Consider the following 14,150-nt stretch of genomic DNA (forward strand, 5'->3'; position numbering starts at 1 on the left):
TTCGTCCTTCCCTTTCTCGCTGGTGTGCGGGGCGGTCACAGGTGCCGCCGGGGGATCGCGTGCCCGCGCCGTCCGCGCAGGAAGTCGAGGTCGGCGCCGGTGTCGGCCTGCCCGACGTGCTCCCGGTACAACCCGGTCCAACCACCCTGGGCGTCCGCCGGTCGCTCGGCGGCTTCGGACGCGCGCCGGGCCAGCTCCGCGTCGTCGACGAGCATGTTGAGCTGGCGGTTGGCCACGTCGAGGTGCACGCGGTCGCCGGTGCGCAGCAGCGCGAGCGGGCCGCCCGCGGCGGATTCGGGCGCGACGTGCAGGACGATCGTGCCGTAGGAGGTGCCGCTCATCCGGCCGTCGGTGATCCGGACCAGGTCGCGCACCCCCGCGTCGAGCAGCTTCTTCGGGATCGACAGGTTGCCGATCTCGGGCATCCCGGGGTAGCCGCGCGGCCCGGCGCCCCGCACGACGAGCACGGTGTCGGCGTCCACGGGCAGATCGGGATCGTCGCAGCGCGCGTAGTACTCCTCGACGGTGTCGAAGACCAGGGCGGTGCCGGTGTGGTCGATCAGCTCCGGCGAGGCCGCGGACAGCTTGATCACCGCGCCGTTCGGGGCGAGGTTGCCGTGCAGCACCGCGGTGGCCGATCCCGCGGGCTGCACCGGTTCCGCGCAGCTGTGGATGACCTCGCGGTTCCAGTTCTGCGCGCCCTCGCAGTTCTCGGCGAGGGTCCGGCCGGTGACCGTGCGCGCATCGCCGTGCAGGCGTTCGCCGAGCTCGGCCACCACCGCGGGCACCCCGCCCGCGTAGCTGAACTCCTCCATCAGGAACTGGCCGGAGGGCAGCAGGTTCACCAGCAGCGGGATGTCGCGCGCCTGCCGGTCGAACTCCTCGAGCGGGAAGTCGACCTCGGCGCGCCCGGCCAGGGCGCTCAGGTGCACGATGGCGTTGGTGGACCCGCCGATGGCGGCGTTGAGCCGCGCGGCGTTCTCGAACGACCTGCGGTCCAGAATGGACGAAGGTCGCACGTCGTCCTCCACCAGGGACACGATCCGCTTGCCCGACTGCTCGGCCAGCGCGTAGCGGCCCGCGTCCACGGCGGGCACGGCAGCGCTGCCCGGCAGCGAGAGCCCCATGACCTCCACCAGGCAGGCCATCGTGGATGCGGTGCCCATCGTGGTGCAGTGCCCGGCGCTGCGGGACAGGCACGCCTCGGCCCGGCCGAACTCGGCCCGGCTCATCCGCCCGGCCCGGACCTCTTCGGCGAACTGCCACACGTGCGTGCCGGACCCCGCGTCGCAGCCCCGGAACTTCCCGTTGAGCATGGGACCGCCGGTGAGCACGATCGCGGGCAGGTCGGCGCTCAGCGCGCCCATCAGCTGCGCGGGAACGGTCTTGTCGCACCCGCCGAGCAGGACCACGCCGTCGAGCGGGTACGAGCGGAGGTTCTCCTCGACCTCCATCGCCATCAGGTTCCGGTACAGCATCGCCGACGGGCGCATGAGCGTCTCGCCCAGCGACATCGTCGGGAACTCCAGGGGGAAACCGCCCGCCAGCAGCACGCCGCGCTTGACCGCCTCGGCGACGTCGCGCAGGTGCCGGTTGCAGGGCGTGAGCTCCGACCAGCTGTTGCAGATCCCGATGACCGGTCGGCCGTCGAACATCTCCGGCGAGCGGCCCGAGTTGTAGAGCTTCGAGCGGTGGACGAAGCCCATCTTGCCTTCGGCGCCGAACCAGGAGGTGCTGCGCCGGGTGGGTTCGGACGAGGTCATGACCGCGCCTCCTGCGGGGTGTGGCGGACGAGGCTCATCGGCGTCGACGAGCTGGTGGTGAGCTGATCGCCGTTCACCGAGACCGTGAACGGGCGGGAGTTGAAGTCGAGCAGCGTTGCGGTGGTGGGGACTTCTCCGTACGCGTGCAGGGTCCAAGGCGCGTCGAGGAGTTCGTCGGTGCGCCGCACGTGCTCGCCGAGCTCCACGCGGGGCAGCAGCGCTCCGTCCCGCACCAGGACCGGAATGCGTTCGAGCGGTACCGATTCCTCGTGCAGCCCGGGACCCTCGTAGCGCTTTCCGGTCACGAGGTCCGTCCAACCGCCTTCGGGCACGTAGAACCGGCGCCGCACCGGCTTACCGGCATCGTCGAAGACCGGGACGACGAGCAGGTCGGAGCCGAGCAGGAACGCGTCGTCCCTGGTCGTGGCGAGGTCGTCGGCGGGGAACTCCAGCGCCAGCGGGCGCAGCACCGGCCACCCGCGCTCCGCCGACTCGTGGGCGGTCTGCCACAGGTACGGCAGCAGCGAGTAGCGCAGCCGGATCCACTCGCGGGCGATCTCGAACGCGTCCTCGCCGAACGCCCAGGGCTCGCGCGGGCGGAGCCCGTGCGCGCGCATGAGCGGCGACAGCGCGCCGAACTGCGTCCATCGCACGTACAGCTCAGGCGTCAGCTCGGGGCCGAAGAAGCCGCCGATGTCGTGTCCCCACAACCCGGGCATGCTCATGGCGTGGGAGAGCCCACCGCGCAGCGTGGCGCGCATTCCGGACACTGTGGACTCCGCGTCGCCGCCCCACTGCGCGGGGTAGCGGTGCGAACCGGCCCAGCCGGAACGCCCCCACACCAGCGGTGCGCGCCCGGTCCGCTCGGCGATGGCCTCGCTGACGGCGCCGTTGTAGCGCAGCGGGTACAGGTTGTGGGCGTGCTCGGCACCGGTCCCGTCGGCCAGCCGGACGTCGTCGGGCAGGCCTTCGCCGAAGTCGGTCTTGAACACGGCGACGCCGTCGTCCAGGAACGGTGCGTGCATGTCCTGCCACCACCGGCGGGCCTCGGGTGAGGTGAAGTCGACCAGCGCGCGTGGACGGCCGTCCGGGACGGGCGTACCGGCGATCGTGGCGATCTCGCCGTCGGAGTCGGTGACGAGGTGTCCGCGCTCGGCGGCCTCGGCGTAGCGGGGTGAGGCCGGGTCGAGGTAGGGCAGCTCCCACACCGACAGCCGCAGCCCGAGCTGGTCGAGCGCGGCGACGAACTCCGCGCGGTCGCCGAAGCGGTCGGTGTTCCAGATGAAGTCGCAGTTGAGCCGGTCCACGACGAGCCAGTCGGGGTCCAGGTGCAGGACGTCGCAGGGCACGTCGCGCTCCCGCAGCGCGCGGCCGACCTCCGCCATCTCGGCGGCGGAGTGGTACCGGCAGCGGCCGAGCCAGTAGCCGAACGCCCACACCGGGGGGACGGGACCGCGCCCGGTGAGGCGGGTGTAGGTCGTCAGCGCCTGCTTCGGTTCGGGCCCGGCGACCACGTACAGGTCGAGTTCGCCGCACTCCGCCTCGATGCCGAGCACGCCGTTGCGGGAGTGGCCGACGTCGGCGTTGACGGTGGCCCCGGTGTTGACGAGTGCGAGGTAGCCCGCGGTGGAGTACCAGACCGGGGCGGGTTTGTAGGCCATGCCGGTGCCGGTGCCGAGGGCGTCCTCGACGCGCAGGCGCAGGCGCTGGCCGTTCTTGACCAGGCGGCCGAACTGCTCGCCGAAGCCGAGGACCTCCTCGTCGGGGCCGAGTTCGAGGTTGATGGCCGCGGATTCGCCGACGGTGGCGGCGGGGGAGATGGGCAACCCGGCGACCTGGCGCAACTTCCCGGCCGTGGTGAGCAGCGTCGCGCCGGTGGTGATGTCCTGGACGGTCAACGAGAACGGGCGCCGTCCGAGCACGACGCGCAGGCGGCCGCCGGTCAGCACCACGTTGTGCTCGTCCTGCTCGACCGTCGTGCGCGTCTCGACGTAGCGGGGCTCGACGACGATGCCGTGCTCGGTGCCCTCCGGCGCCAAACGCGGCACGTCGGCCGGGCCGATCGTGATGCGGACGGCCTCCGGCCCGGCCCAGCGGACCTGCACCGCGACGTCGCGGGTGCGCAGGGGCGGTGTCGCGAGGTCGGGGAGGTTCGGCATGGTCGTCTCGATGCCCTGCTCGGCGAGGGTTTCGCCGGTGAGGTAACCGAAACCGTCGTCTCCCGGTCTGCAGAGCACGGCGCGCACCCTGGCGGTCGCGCCCGCGGACTCCGGGTCCGTCGTCACCTCCTCGACCTCGCGCAACATGTACTGATCCGTCAACGCTGACATCTCTTCTCCCTGCGACCGCAAATCTTGACGCGATGTCCGCGCTAGCTTAGCTTCTGGCAAGAGGTCTTACCACTGTCACGCAAAGGAACGCTCCATGACAGGCAACGCCGCCGTCGTGCTCCGCAAGCCGGACGACGTCCTGCGCCTGATCGACTCGGGTCGGATCCGTCCGAAGAACCCCGTGCTGGTCAAGATCGTCGCGCTGGGCAGCATCTTCGTCGACGGATGGGATCTGAGCAGCTTCGGTCTCGGGACCGTGCAGATCACCTCCGAGTTCAACCTCACCAACTCGGGCATCAGCCTGCACTCGCTGCCGTTCATCTCCACCGTGATCCTCATCGGCGCCATGGTCGGCGGGCTGTTCGGCGGCTACCTCACCGACCGCGTCGGCCGCACGAAGATGCTGATGATCACGCTCTTCCTGCTCGTGGGCGCCACCGTGCTGTCCGCGACGGCGCCCAACCCGGAGCTGTTCTGCCTGTGGCGGTTCCTGATGGGCGTCGGGGTCGGGCTGGACGTACCGGTGGCGCTGGCCTTCGTCGCCGAGTACAGCGCGATCTCCAACAAGGGCCGCAACGTCACGATGGCCCAGGTGATGTCCACCAGCGCGGCGGCCGTCGCGTTCTTCGCGATCATCCCGTTCCACTTCATGGGAATCGGCGACCAGCTGTGGCGGTGGTCGATCGGGCTCGGCGCGGTGCCCGCGCTGATCGTGCTCGTCCTGCGGTTCATCTACACCGCCGAATCCCCGATGTGGGCGGCCAAGTACGAGGGCCTGGACAAGGCCGCGGAGATCCTGCGCAAGAACTACGGCCTCGAGGTCACTGTCGAGGAGGACGGCGGGCGCGCAGCGCAGCAGAAGGAGCGGTTCCGCCCCGGCAGCCTGCTCGCGCTGTTCCGCTCGCCGTACACCGCGCGGACGGTCCTGGTCAGCATCCTCGTCGTCTGCCAGGCGGCGCAGTACTACGCGATCTCCCTCTACACGCCGAAGATCTTCGACGAGCTGTTCCCCGGGGACATCATCGTCGTGCTGGTGCTCTCCGGCGCGGTCAACGTGATCGGCGCGATCGGCGCGCTCGGGTGCGTCGCGGGGACGCAGCGACTAGGCCTGCGGCGCCTCGGGCTCATCGGCTTCTCCATCACGGCGGGCTGCCTGGCGATCATCAGCGGGGCGTTCCACCTGCTCGCCGCGTCGATCTCGGTGATCCTCATCGCGCTGTTCTCCGCAGCGCACAACTTCGGCGCCGGCTACGTCGGCACCGCGATGGGCACGCTGTCCTACCCGACGGCCATCCGGGGCATCGGCGGCGGCTACACCCAGGCGATCACCCGGGTCGGCGGCATCATCGGCGCCTTCGCGTTCCCGGTGCTGCTGGACGCGCAGGGCATGCGCTTCACGATCGGGGCGATCGTGCTCGCGCCGCTCGTCGCGATCGCCGCGCTGCTGCTCATCCGGTGGGACCCCGTGGGCAAGGACGTCGAGGAGCACGGCGACGAGGACACCACCGCCCCGACCACCGTCGGCGCGGACCGCGCGCCGACCAACTCGAACTGACACACCGAGCACAGGAGAAGGAACCGATGCCGACCCAGCCCACAGTCCTGATCGACGGCCGCTGGACCTCCCGCGAGGCGGGTCTGGACGTCCACGACCCGGCCGACGGCAGCCTCGTCGGCCGACTGGACTGGACCGGTGCCGAGCAGGCGGCCGCCGATGCGGTCGCGGCGGCGGATGCGGCCGCGGCCGCGTTCGCGGGCTGGGCCGGTACCGGGGTCCGCGAGCGCGGCCGACTGCTGTCGGCGGCTGCCGACCTCATCGAAGAGCGCGCCGACGCGCTGGCCGAGCTGCTCGCCCGAGAGGCGGGCAAGCGGCTGCCCGAAGCGCGCGGTGAGATCGCGTTCTCCGCGGAGTACTTCCGCTGGTTCGCCGAGCAGGCGCGACGCCCCCAGGGGGCGGTGGTGCAGGAGGAGGTCGCGGTGCGGCGGCACCTCGTGCGCCGCAAACCGGCCGGGGTGGTCGCGAGCCTGACGCCGTGGAACTTCCCGTGCTCGATCCAGGCGCGCAAGCTCGCCCCAGCGCTCGCCGCGGGCTGCACGGTGGTGGCGAGGGTTTCGGAGAAGGCGCCGCTCGCGGCCACCGAGATGATCCGCTGCCTGACCGATGCCGGACTGCCGCCGGGTGTGGTCAACCTCGTGCACGGGCCCGCTCCCGAGGCCACCGAGGCGCTGCTCGCGCACCGTGCAGTGCGGGTCGTCTCCTTCACCGGTTCCACGCGGGTCGGTCGGCTGGTCATGGCGCAGGCGGCGCGCCGGATCGTGCGGCCGCTGCTGGAACTCGGTGGCAACGCGCCGTTCCTGGTCCTCGACGACGCCGATGTGGACGCCGCGGTCGAGGGCGCGGTGCTGGCCCGCTTCCGCAACACCGGGCAGTCGTGCATCGCGGCGAACCGGTTCTTCGTCCAGGACGGCGTGCACGACGAGTTCGTGGCCAAGCTCGCCGCCCGCATCGAGGCGATGACGGTGGGCAGCGGGCTCGCCGATCCGTGCCCCGACCTCGGCCCGGTGATCGACGACGAGCGCGCCGCCGCCGTTCGCGGCCTCGTGGACGAAGCGGTGGCAGCCGGTGCTCAGCTGCACGGCGGCAAGCAGGAGCTGCCCGGGACCGGGAGCTACGTCGCACCGTGCGTGCTCACCGGTGTTCCCACCGACGTCGGCCTCGCCCGGGAGGAGGTTTTCGGCCCGGCGGCGGGGGTTTTCCGGTTCTCGACCGTCGACGAGGCGCTCACCGCGGCCAACGCCACCGAGATGGGGCTCGCGGGTTACGTGTACGCGGGGGATCTCGGCGCGGGGTGGCGCATCGGCGAGCAGCTGGACGTGGGCATCCTCGGGGTCAACGAGGCCCTGCCCAGCGTCGCCTTCGCGCCGATGGGCGGCACCAAGCAGTCGGGCCTGGGCAGGGAGGGCGCCGACGTCGGGCTCGAGGAGTTCACCGAGGTCCAGTACGCCGCCCTGACCCTGTGACCGCGGCGACGTCGGTCCTGCTGGCGCTGCCCGTGCTGATCGGAGCGCTCACCCAGCGCACGACCGGCTTGGGCTTCGGCCTGGTGGGCGGCCCGCTGATGGTCGCCGCGGTGGGACCGCACATCGGTGTCAGCATGTCGAACGCGCTGTCCATGGTGCTGTGCGCGGTGGTGCTGGCGCGGACGTGGCGCGACACCGACTGGCGGTCCGTGCTGATGCTGGCGGTGCCCGCGATCGCGGTCATCCCGCTCGGGGCCCTGGTGGTCGGTGCCGCGCCGCCCGGGCCGCTGCTCGTCCTCGTCGGGTCGATGGTGGTCCTCGCCGTCGGCATCACCGCGCTGGCGGATCGGCACCGGTTGCTGCGGGGGGTGCCGGGTGCGCTCGTCGCCGGTGCGCTGTCCGGGTTCATGAGCGTGACCGCAGGTGTCGGCGGACCGATGGTGTCGGTCTACGCCCTGTCCGAGCGGTGGACGCGACGCGTGCTCATCCCGACGGCGCAGGCGTACCTGCTCGCGGTGAACGTCGTTTCCCTGCTTTCGAAGGGGATTCCGCCGGTGCCGTGGCTCGGCTGGGCGTGCGCCGGAGCGGCGCTCCTGGTCGGTGCGCTCGCGGGCGAGTGGCTGGACAAGCGGATCGCGGCGAGGACCGGGCGGCGGTTGATCATCGTCGTCGCGCTGCTCGGCGGAGCCGCCGCGGTCGTGCGCGGCCTGCTGATGCTGGGGTGACGGGCTCAGGTGTGCAGGTCGTGCGGTGGGCGTGCGGCGAGGGTGGCGAAGAGGAACTGGAGGAGGCTGAAGAACAGCAGGGCCGTCAGCGCCCAGTCGGCGGTCGCCGAGGCGTCGGTGAGGGCGCCGATCAGGGCCGGGCCGAGGGCGGCGAGCAGGTAGCCGTAGCCCTGCGTCATCGCCGACAGGCGGGTCGTCTCGCCGCTGTCGGTGGTGTGCGCGGGGATCGCGGCCATGGCGGGTGCCAGCGCGGACATGCCCACGCCCAGCAGCCCCGCCCACACGACCGGCGCGGTGCTCGGGGCGATGAGCAGCCCGAACAGGCCGATCCCACCGCTGCTGGTGGTCAGCACCATCCAGGTGCCGATGAGCGCGGCGTTGCGGTAGCAGGAGGCGGTGATGACCGCCGAGGCGACGATGCTGACCACGAGGGTGCCCGCGCTGAGCGCGGCGGCGTGCACCGGGCCGACGCCCGTGGTCCGCAGCAGGACCGGCTGCCAGGACAGCAGGGACAGCGCCTGCAACGACTGCAGGCCCATGAACATCGTCAGGTACCAGGCCCGGGCGCTGCGGAGCAGGGAGCCGCGCCGGGGCAGCGCGAGCTGCGGGGCCGCGATGCTCGTCGTGGTGCGGGAGAGCGGCAACCACAGCAGGAGGGCGAGCGCGACGGGCAGGAGCCAGGCGCCCAGCCCGGTGCGCCAGCCGCCGATCGAGGTCAGCCACGGCGTGGTCGCGGTCGCGGTGGCCGCCCCGGCGCCGATCACGCTGGCCGACAGGGTGGTGAGCGCGGCGGCGTGCGAACCGCCGAACTGCTGGCAGACGGCGGGCAGCAGGACCTGCAGCCCACCGATCGCGCAGCAGGCCAGGACGGTCCCGGCGAGCAGCGACCACTGGCCGTGGGTGATGCGGACCGCCTGCCCGGCGAGCAGCACGCCGAGGAACAGCACGACGCTGGTCAGCGTTCCTTCGCGCTGGCGGAGGAGCGGGACGAGGAACGTCGTGGCTGCGATGCAGAGGGCGGGCAGCGCGGTGAGCACGGACACCGCTGCGGTGCCCAGCCCCAGCGCGGCGCGGATCTCGGGCAGCGCCGCACCGACCGCGGTCACCGCCGTCCGGGCGTTGAACGCGGCCACCACGATCGCGGCGATCGCCAGGATCCGCCATCGCAGCGGCGGTGCCTGGGGCGCCACGCGGCGGATCGGCAGGGTCTGCTCGGTGGCGAGCGCGACGGAGGTGGACATGCGCCTTTCCCGTGCCTGGCTGGTGGTTTCGGCGTCGGCGCGAGATGTTCGCTGCGCCGGGTGCGACGGCGGAGCGGATGAGCCCCGGTTCAAGATCATGATAGGGGTGCGCGCGGGAGCCGGACCTCCGGCCCGACGATCCACTGTGGAGGAGCTGTGCTACCGGAACCGGCGATCCCGCACGCGCATCCGTTCGGGTCCCGTGCTGGCCACCGGGCGGCCGGACAAGTTAGCCTTGCCTAACGAAGTGGGTTTCCCCGCACCGGCTAGCCGAGGAGTCCGATTGACGACTTACCTGACCGTGACCAGCGCGGAGCTGGTGACGCCCTGCCTGCGGCGGGTGTGGTTCCGCAGCGACGACCTGTCGGCGTTCGCGGGCAGCGAGTGCACCGACAGGTACGTCAAGCTGATCTTCCCGAAGGCGGGCGTGACCTACCCCGACCCGATCGACGTCCGCGCGCTGCGCGGGGTGATGCCCGCCGAGGACCTGCCGACCGTGCGCACCTTCACGGCGCTGTTCCCGGACGTCGAGAGCGGCACGATGGCCATCGACTTCGTGCTGCACGGCGACGAGGGCGTGGCGGGGCGCTGGGCGGCGACGGCCGCGCCCGGGGACCAGCTGATGGTCAACGGCCCCGGCGGCGCCTACCGGCCCGACCCGACGGCCGACTGGCACCTGCTGGTGGGCGACGAGACGGCGATCCCGGCGATCAGCGCGGCGCTGGCCGACCTGCAGCCGGACGCCGTGGTCCGCGCGATCCTGCTGGTCGACTCCGAGGCCGACGAGCCGAAGCTCGACGTCCCGGCCCGCGGCGAGGTGACCTTCCTGCACCGCCGGGAGATCGGCGCGGACGGTGTGCTCGAAGCGGCGGTCCGAGAACTGGAGTGGCTGCCGGGGCGGGTGCACGCCTTCGTGCATGGTGAGGCGCACGAGGTGATGCGCCGCATCCGCCCGCACCTGTTCCGCGAGCGCGGCCTGACCCGCGACCAGGTGTCGATCTCGGGCTACTGGCGCCGAGGCCGCACCGAGGAGGGCTTCCGCGAGTGGAAGGCCGAACTCGCCCGAGCCGAAGGCCGCTGAGCAAGCCCCGGCTACTCCTCCGCCGACGCGGCGTGCCGGTGGCCGTCGATCACCGCGCGGGCTGCTGCGGTGGACTTCTGGACGACTTGGGCGGGGGAGTAGCCGTGCCTGGTGAAGACGCCGTCGAGCCAGAACATGCCGTAGCCGTGGGCTTGGGTGAACAGCTGCTCCATCAGTTCGAGCGCGTCCTGGGGTGCTGCTGAGACCGCGAGGCAGAGCATCAGGAACTGGTCGGACAGCCTGCGGGTCTGCTCGTGCAGCTCGGTGTGCTTGGGGCCCTGCAGGCCCTCCGCGTAGATGACGTTCATGCCCGCCCGGCGCTCGATCACGTAACCGGTGTAGGCCCCGGCGGCAGCGGCGAGCGCGTCCGCGGGGTCGTCGTGGGCCTCGACCGCGCTCTGCACGTGTTCGGCGAGCTGGCACGCGACCGTGGCCGCCGCTGCTGCCAGGAGGCTCTCCCGCTCCGGGAAGTGCCGGTAGGGAGCGCCCGGGCTCACCTTGGCGCGCCGCGCCACTTCGGCCACCGAGAAGCCGGTCAGCCCGCGTTCGGCGATCAGGTCGAGCGAGACGCGCACGAGCTCCGCGCGCAGGTCGCCGTGGTGGTACTTGCCGCCCATGTCCTGGATCACATCGCCCGGTCGGAATATGTAAGAGCCCTCTCACGTCGTGAATGTAAGAGGTCTCTCACATGATCGGGACCCGCTGCACGGCTTTTCCACGGAGGATTCATGAGCACGATCACGAACGCTATCGCCGTCCCGACCCCGGGGGCACCCCTGGAGCGGACGACGATCGAGCGACGTGACCTGCGGCCGGACGATGTGCTGATCGACATCGCCTACGCCGGCATCTGCCACAGCGACATCCACCAGGCCAAGGAGGACTGGGGCCGGGCCATCTTCCCGATGGTCCCGGGGCACGAGATCGCGGGCGTCGTCGCCGCGGTCGGTTCGGCCGTGACGAAGTACCAGGTCGGGGACCGGGTCGGGGTCGGCTGCATGGTCGACTCCTGCGGCGAGTGCGAGTACTGCCGGGCGGGCACCGAGCAGTTCTGCGTGAAGGGCAACGTCCAGACCTACAACGGCGTCGGCTTCGACGGCGAGAACACCTACGGCGGCTACAGCCAGCAGGTGGTGGTCAAGGACTCCTTCGTGTGCCGGATCCCGGAGGGCATCGGCCTGGACGTCGCCGCGCCGCTGCTGTGCGCCGGCATCACCACCTACTCGCCGCTGCGCCAGTGGGGTGCGGGCCCGGGCAAGAAGGTCGCCGTGGTCGGCCTCGGCGGGCTCGGGCACATGGCGGTGAAGCTGGCCGCCGCGATGGGCGCCGAGGTGACGGTGCTCAGCCAGAGCCTGAAGAAGCAGGAGGACGGCCTCAAGCTCGGCGCGAAGGACTACTACGCGACCAGCGACGAGTCGACCTTCGAGGCGCTGCAGGGCCGCTTCGACCTGATCCTGAACACGGTCTCGGCGAAGCTCCCGGTCGACGCCTACCTCGGCATGCTGCGGGTGGGCGGCGCGATGGTCAACGTCGGCGCCCCCGGCGAGCCGCTGTCCTACAGCGCGTTCTCGCTGCTGGGCGGCAACAAGGTGCTGGCCGGTTCGATGATCGGCGGCATCGCCGAGACCCAGGAGATGCTGGACTTCTGCGCCGAGCACGGCATCGGCGCGGAGATCGAGCTGATCTCCGCGGACCAGGTGAACGAGGCCTACGCGCGGGTGGAGAACAGCGACGTCCGCTACCGCTTCGTCATCGACACCGCCACCATCGGCGGCTGATGAACCCCGGCGGCGGCGTGCGTTCCCCCGAGCACGCCGCCGCCGGTCCTCACCTGCGCTGCGTACGATGCGTCGACAGGGCGGTGGACGATTCGCGCAGGTGGTGGGGATGAGTGCTTCCGGGCCACCGGGCGGGCGCATTTCGGTCGACGCGGTGCTGGCGCTGCTCGACCTGGCGGCGAAGGGCCTGCCCGACGAGCACGACGCGGTGGCCGACCTGCTGTCCGCCGAGCAGCTCGACGCCGAGTCGGTGGCGCAGGTCGGTCAGCGGGTGCGCGAGCTGCAGGGCGTGGTGGCCCGGCTGCACCGGCGCGACCGGGAGCTGTCCGCGCTGTTCTCCTGCGCGCGGGAGCTCGCCGCGCTGCACGACGTGGACAAGCTGGTCTCCGGCCTGGTGCGGCGCGCCCACGACCTCGCCGGGACCGACGTCACCTACCTGTCGGAGTTCGACGAGCAGACCCGCGAACTGCGGGTGCGGTCCACCGCCGGGGCCATCGCGTCCGCGTTCCAGCGGTTGCGGGTGCCGCCGCACACGGGGCTGGCGGGCAAGGTCGTCGAGTCCCGCGCTCCACAGTGGACGTCGCACTACGCGCACCTGCGGGACGTGCCGCACGCGGACAGCATCGACACCGCCGTCCGCGCCGAGGGCCTGGTCTCCATCCTCGGGGTCCCGCTGATCGCGGGGGAGCACGTGCTGGGCGTCCTGTTCGCCGCCAACCGCAGCGAGCACGCGTTCTCCCCGGAGGAGGTCGCGCTGCTGTCGGCCTTCGCGGACAACGTCGCGGTCGTCCTGCAGACCGCCCGGCTGCTCTCGCAGGCGCGCGACGCCGCGGACGAGACGCAGCGCGCGTACGCCGAGCTGGCCCAGCACGTCGAGGCCATGGAACGGGCCGGTCAGGTCCACGAGGAGCTGACCGCGGCCGTCCTGCGCGGTGGCGGAGCCACCGATGTCGCCCGGACGCTGAGCGATGCGCTGGAGCGACCTGTGGTCATCGTCGACGAGCACCACGCGGTGCTCGCCTCCTCGGACGGCAGCGCGGCGGGGATGATCGACTCCTCGCCGGTCCGGTCCGCGCTCGCCGAGAGCAGGCGGTCGGGCCGGTGCACGCCGGTCGAGCCGTCGGGCGACTTCCGCGCGGCCGTCGCGGTGCTCGCCGGGGACATGGTGCTCGGCGGGCTGCTCATCGGGGATGGTGCGGTGGAGCTCGGCGCCGTCGAGCAGCGCACCATCGAGCGCGCCGCGCAGATCACCGCGCTGCTGACCTTGAAGCAGGACGCCGTCCGCTACGCGGAGGACCGGGTCCGCGGCGAGCTGCTCAACGACGTCCTCAGCCCCGACGTGCGTCGGCACTCCGACCTCGCGGCCCGGCTGCGCGCACGCCGGGTGCGCCCGGAGGACCTGCGCACCGTCGTGGTCGCCGTGGTCGCCCCGGAACACCGCCGGGCGGCGCTGCGCGCCCTGGCCTCGACGTCCGGCCTGGCCGGTGAGGTCGAGGGCGTGGTCACGCTCGTCGTGCCGGAGACCGATCCGCGGGAGGCGGCAGCGGCGGTGCGGGACCGGGTGCGCGCGGGAACGGGCGTCGAGGAGGTCCTGGCGGTGGCCGCGCGGCCCGCCGACGCCCTCGGCGAGCTCGCCGCTCGCTTCGCCGCGGTCCGGGACTGCAGCCAGGTCCTCGCCGCGCTCGGCGTCGAGTCCGCGGCGGCCGATGCCGACGAGTACGCGCCCTACACCTCGATGTTCGCCGCTGAACCGGCCAGCGCGCACCAGTTCGTCGACCGCATGATCGGCCCCGTCCTGCGCTGGGACGCCGAGCGCGGCACCGAGCTGCTGACCACCCTGCGCCACTTCGTCGACTGCAACGCGAGCCCCGTCCGCGCGGCCCGGCGGATGGGCGTGCACACCAACACCGTGCTGCAGCGGATCGACCGGATCACGAGCCTGCTCGGCGACTCCTGGCGCGAGCCGGAGCCGTTCTTCCGCCTCTCCGTGGCAGTGCGCTTGGAGGGGCTGCGACGGCGTTTCCGGCTCGACTCGTAGCGCTGGGTGCGCAGTCCCTCGCCGACGGCGATCGGCATGTGCGATCGCCACATTCTCGATGTGCCCTGCTGGGACGTTGATCCATGTCCCGCGGGCGGACCGCTGCCTACAGTTCCTCGGCATACGGAACGGCGACGCGGCCGCGCCGACGCTAAGGCGGCCGCCGATCACCC

At 72.1% G+C, this 14,150-nt stretch carries 10 protein-coding genes; 6 read left to right on the forward strand and 4 right to left on the reverse strand.

Features of this window, described 5'->3' with window-relative positions; genetic code table 11:
* Nucleotides 1-35 precede the first annotated feature (35 nt).
* The gene (locus tag F1721_RS28355; RefSeq protein WP_150069860.1) at nucleotides 36-1,763 is read right to left on the reverse strand and encodes an IlvD/Edd family dehydratase; all 1,728 of its coding nucleotides are present in this window, start codon (nucleotides 1,761-1,763) and stop codon (nucleotides 36-38) included.
* On the reverse strand, nucleotides 1,760-4,093 hold the full coding sequence (locus tag F1721_RS28360) for a glycoside hydrolase family 31 protein (protein ID WP_150069861.1): 2,334 nt from the start codon (nucleotides 4,091-4,093) through the stop codon (nucleotides 1,760-1,762). The genes F1721_RS28355 and F1721_RS28360 overlap by 4 nt, the downstream gene beginning before the upstream one ends.
* A gap of 94 nt (nucleotides 4,094-4,187) precedes the next feature.
* On the opposite strand from F1721_RS28360, the gene F1721_RS28365 reads away from it, so the two are divergent.
* The 3 genes from F1721_RS28365 to F1721_RS28375 are packed head-to-tail and all read left to right on the forward strand — an operon-like array spanning nucleotide 4,188 to nucleotide 7,839.
* A complete protein-coding gene (locus F1721_RS28365; protein ID WP_150069862.1) occupies nucleotides 4,188-5,648 on the forward strand; it encodes an MFS transporter in 1,461 nt (486 codons plus the stop codon).
* A 26-nt stretch (nucleotides 5,649-5,674) separates the two neighbouring features.
* Nucleotides 5,675-7,114, forward strand: a complete 1,440-nt coding sequence (locus F1721_RS28370; protein WP_150069863.1) for an NAD-dependent succinate-semialdehyde dehydrogenase — start codon at nucleotides 5,675-5,677, stop codon at nucleotides 7,112-7,114.
* Nucleotides 7,111-7,839 carry a sulfite exporter TauE/SafE family protein gene (locus tag F1721_RS28375; RefSeq protein WP_150069864.1) on the forward strand — a complete coding sequence of 243 codons (729 nt, stop codon included), beginning with the start codon at nucleotides 7,111-7,113 and terminating at the stop codon, nucleotides 7,837-7,839. The genes F1721_RS28370 and F1721_RS28375 overlap by 4 nt, the downstream gene beginning before the upstream one ends.
* A gap of 5 nt (nucleotides 7,840-7,844) precedes the next feature.
* On the opposite strand, the gene F1721_RS28380 is transcribed toward F1721_RS28375, so the two are convergent.
* On the reverse strand, nucleotides 7,845-9,080 hold the full coding sequence (locus F1721_RS28380; RefSeq protein WP_150069865.1) for an MFS transporter: 1,236 nt from the start codon (nucleotides 9,078-9,080) through the stop codon (nucleotides 7,845-7,847).
* A 283-nt stretch (nucleotides 9,081-9,363) separates the two neighbouring features.
* On the opposite strand from F1721_RS28380, the gene F1721_RS28385 reads away from it, so the two are divergent.
* Nucleotides 9,364-10,161 carry a siderophore-interacting protein gene (locus tag F1721_RS28385; RefSeq protein WP_246155364.1) on the forward strand — a complete coding sequence of 266 codons (798 nt, stop codon included), beginning with the start codon at nucleotides 9,364-9,366 and terminating at the stop codon, nucleotides 10,159-10,161.
* An 11-nt stretch (nucleotides 10,162-10,172) separates the two neighbouring features.
* Here F1721_RS28385 and F1721_RS28390 read toward each other — a convergent pair whose 3' ends face one another.
* A complete protein-coding gene (locus tag F1721_RS28390) occupies nucleotides 10,173-10,778 on the reverse strand; it encodes a TetR/AcrR family transcriptional regulator (RefSeq protein WP_246155365.1) in 606 nt (201 codons plus the stop codon).
* A 111-nt stretch (nucleotides 10,779-10,889) separates the two neighbouring features.
* Here F1721_RS28390 and F1721_RS28395 point away from each other — a divergent pair, with 111 nt between their 5' ends.
* The gene (locus F1721_RS28395) at nucleotides 10,890-11,939 is read left to right on the forward strand and encodes an NAD(P)-dependent alcohol dehydrogenase (RefSeq protein ID WP_150069867.1); all 1,050 of its coding nucleotides are present in this window, start codon (nucleotides 10,890-10,892) and stop codon (nucleotides 11,937-11,939) included.
* Nucleotides 11,940-12,048: 109 nt separating this feature from the next.
* Nucleotides 12,049-13,977: a helix-turn-helix domain-containing protein gene (locus F1721_RS28400; RefSeq protein ID WP_170301634.1), complete on the forward strand. Its 1,929-nt coding sequence runs from the start codon at nucleotides 12,049-12,051 to the stop codon at nucleotides 13,975-13,977.
* Nucleotides 13,978-14,150: the final 173 nt, after the last annotated feature.

Origin of the sequence: Saccharopolyspora hirsuta, assembly GCF_008630535.1 — a bacterium.
GTDB lineage: Bacteria > Actinomycetota > Actinomycetes > Mycobacteriales > Pseudonocardiaceae > Saccharopolyspora > Saccharopolyspora hirsuta.

Excerpts from the sequence above, each read along its gene's own strand:
- F1721_RS28355 (WP_150069860.1), bottom strand. The coding sequence starts at position 1,763 with ATGACCTCGTCCGAACCCACCCGGCGCAGCACCTCCTGGTTCGGCGCC.
- F1721_RS28360 (WP_150069861.1), bottom strand. The coding sequence starts at position 4,093 with ATGTCAGCGTTGACGGATCAGTACATGTTGCGCGAGGTCGAGGAGGTG.
- F1721_RS28365 (WP_150069862.1), top strand. The coding sequence starts at position 4,188 with ATGACAGGCAACGCCGCCGTCGTGCTCCGCAAGCCGGACGACGTCCTG.
- F1721_RS28370 (WP_150069863.1), top strand. The coding sequence starts at position 5,675 with ATGCCGACCCAGCCCACAGTCCTGATCGACGGCCGCTGGACCTCCCGC.
- F1721_RS28380 (WP_150069865.1), bottom strand. The coding sequence starts at position 9,080 with ATGTCCACCTCCGTCGCGCTCGCCACCGAGCAGACCCTGCCGATCCGC.
- F1721_RS28390 (WP_246155365.1), bottom strand. The coding sequence starts at position 10,778 with ATGGGCGGCAAGTACCACCACGGCGACCTGCGCGCGGAGCTCGTGCGC.
- F1721_RS28395 (WP_150069867.1), top strand. The coding sequence starts at position 10,890 with ATGAGCACGATCACGAACGCTATCGCCGTCCCGACCCCGGGGGCACCC.
- F1721_RS28400 (WP_170301634.1), top strand. The coding sequence starts at position 12,049 with ATGAGTGCTTCCGGGCCACCGGGCGGGCGCATTTCGGTCGACGCGGTG.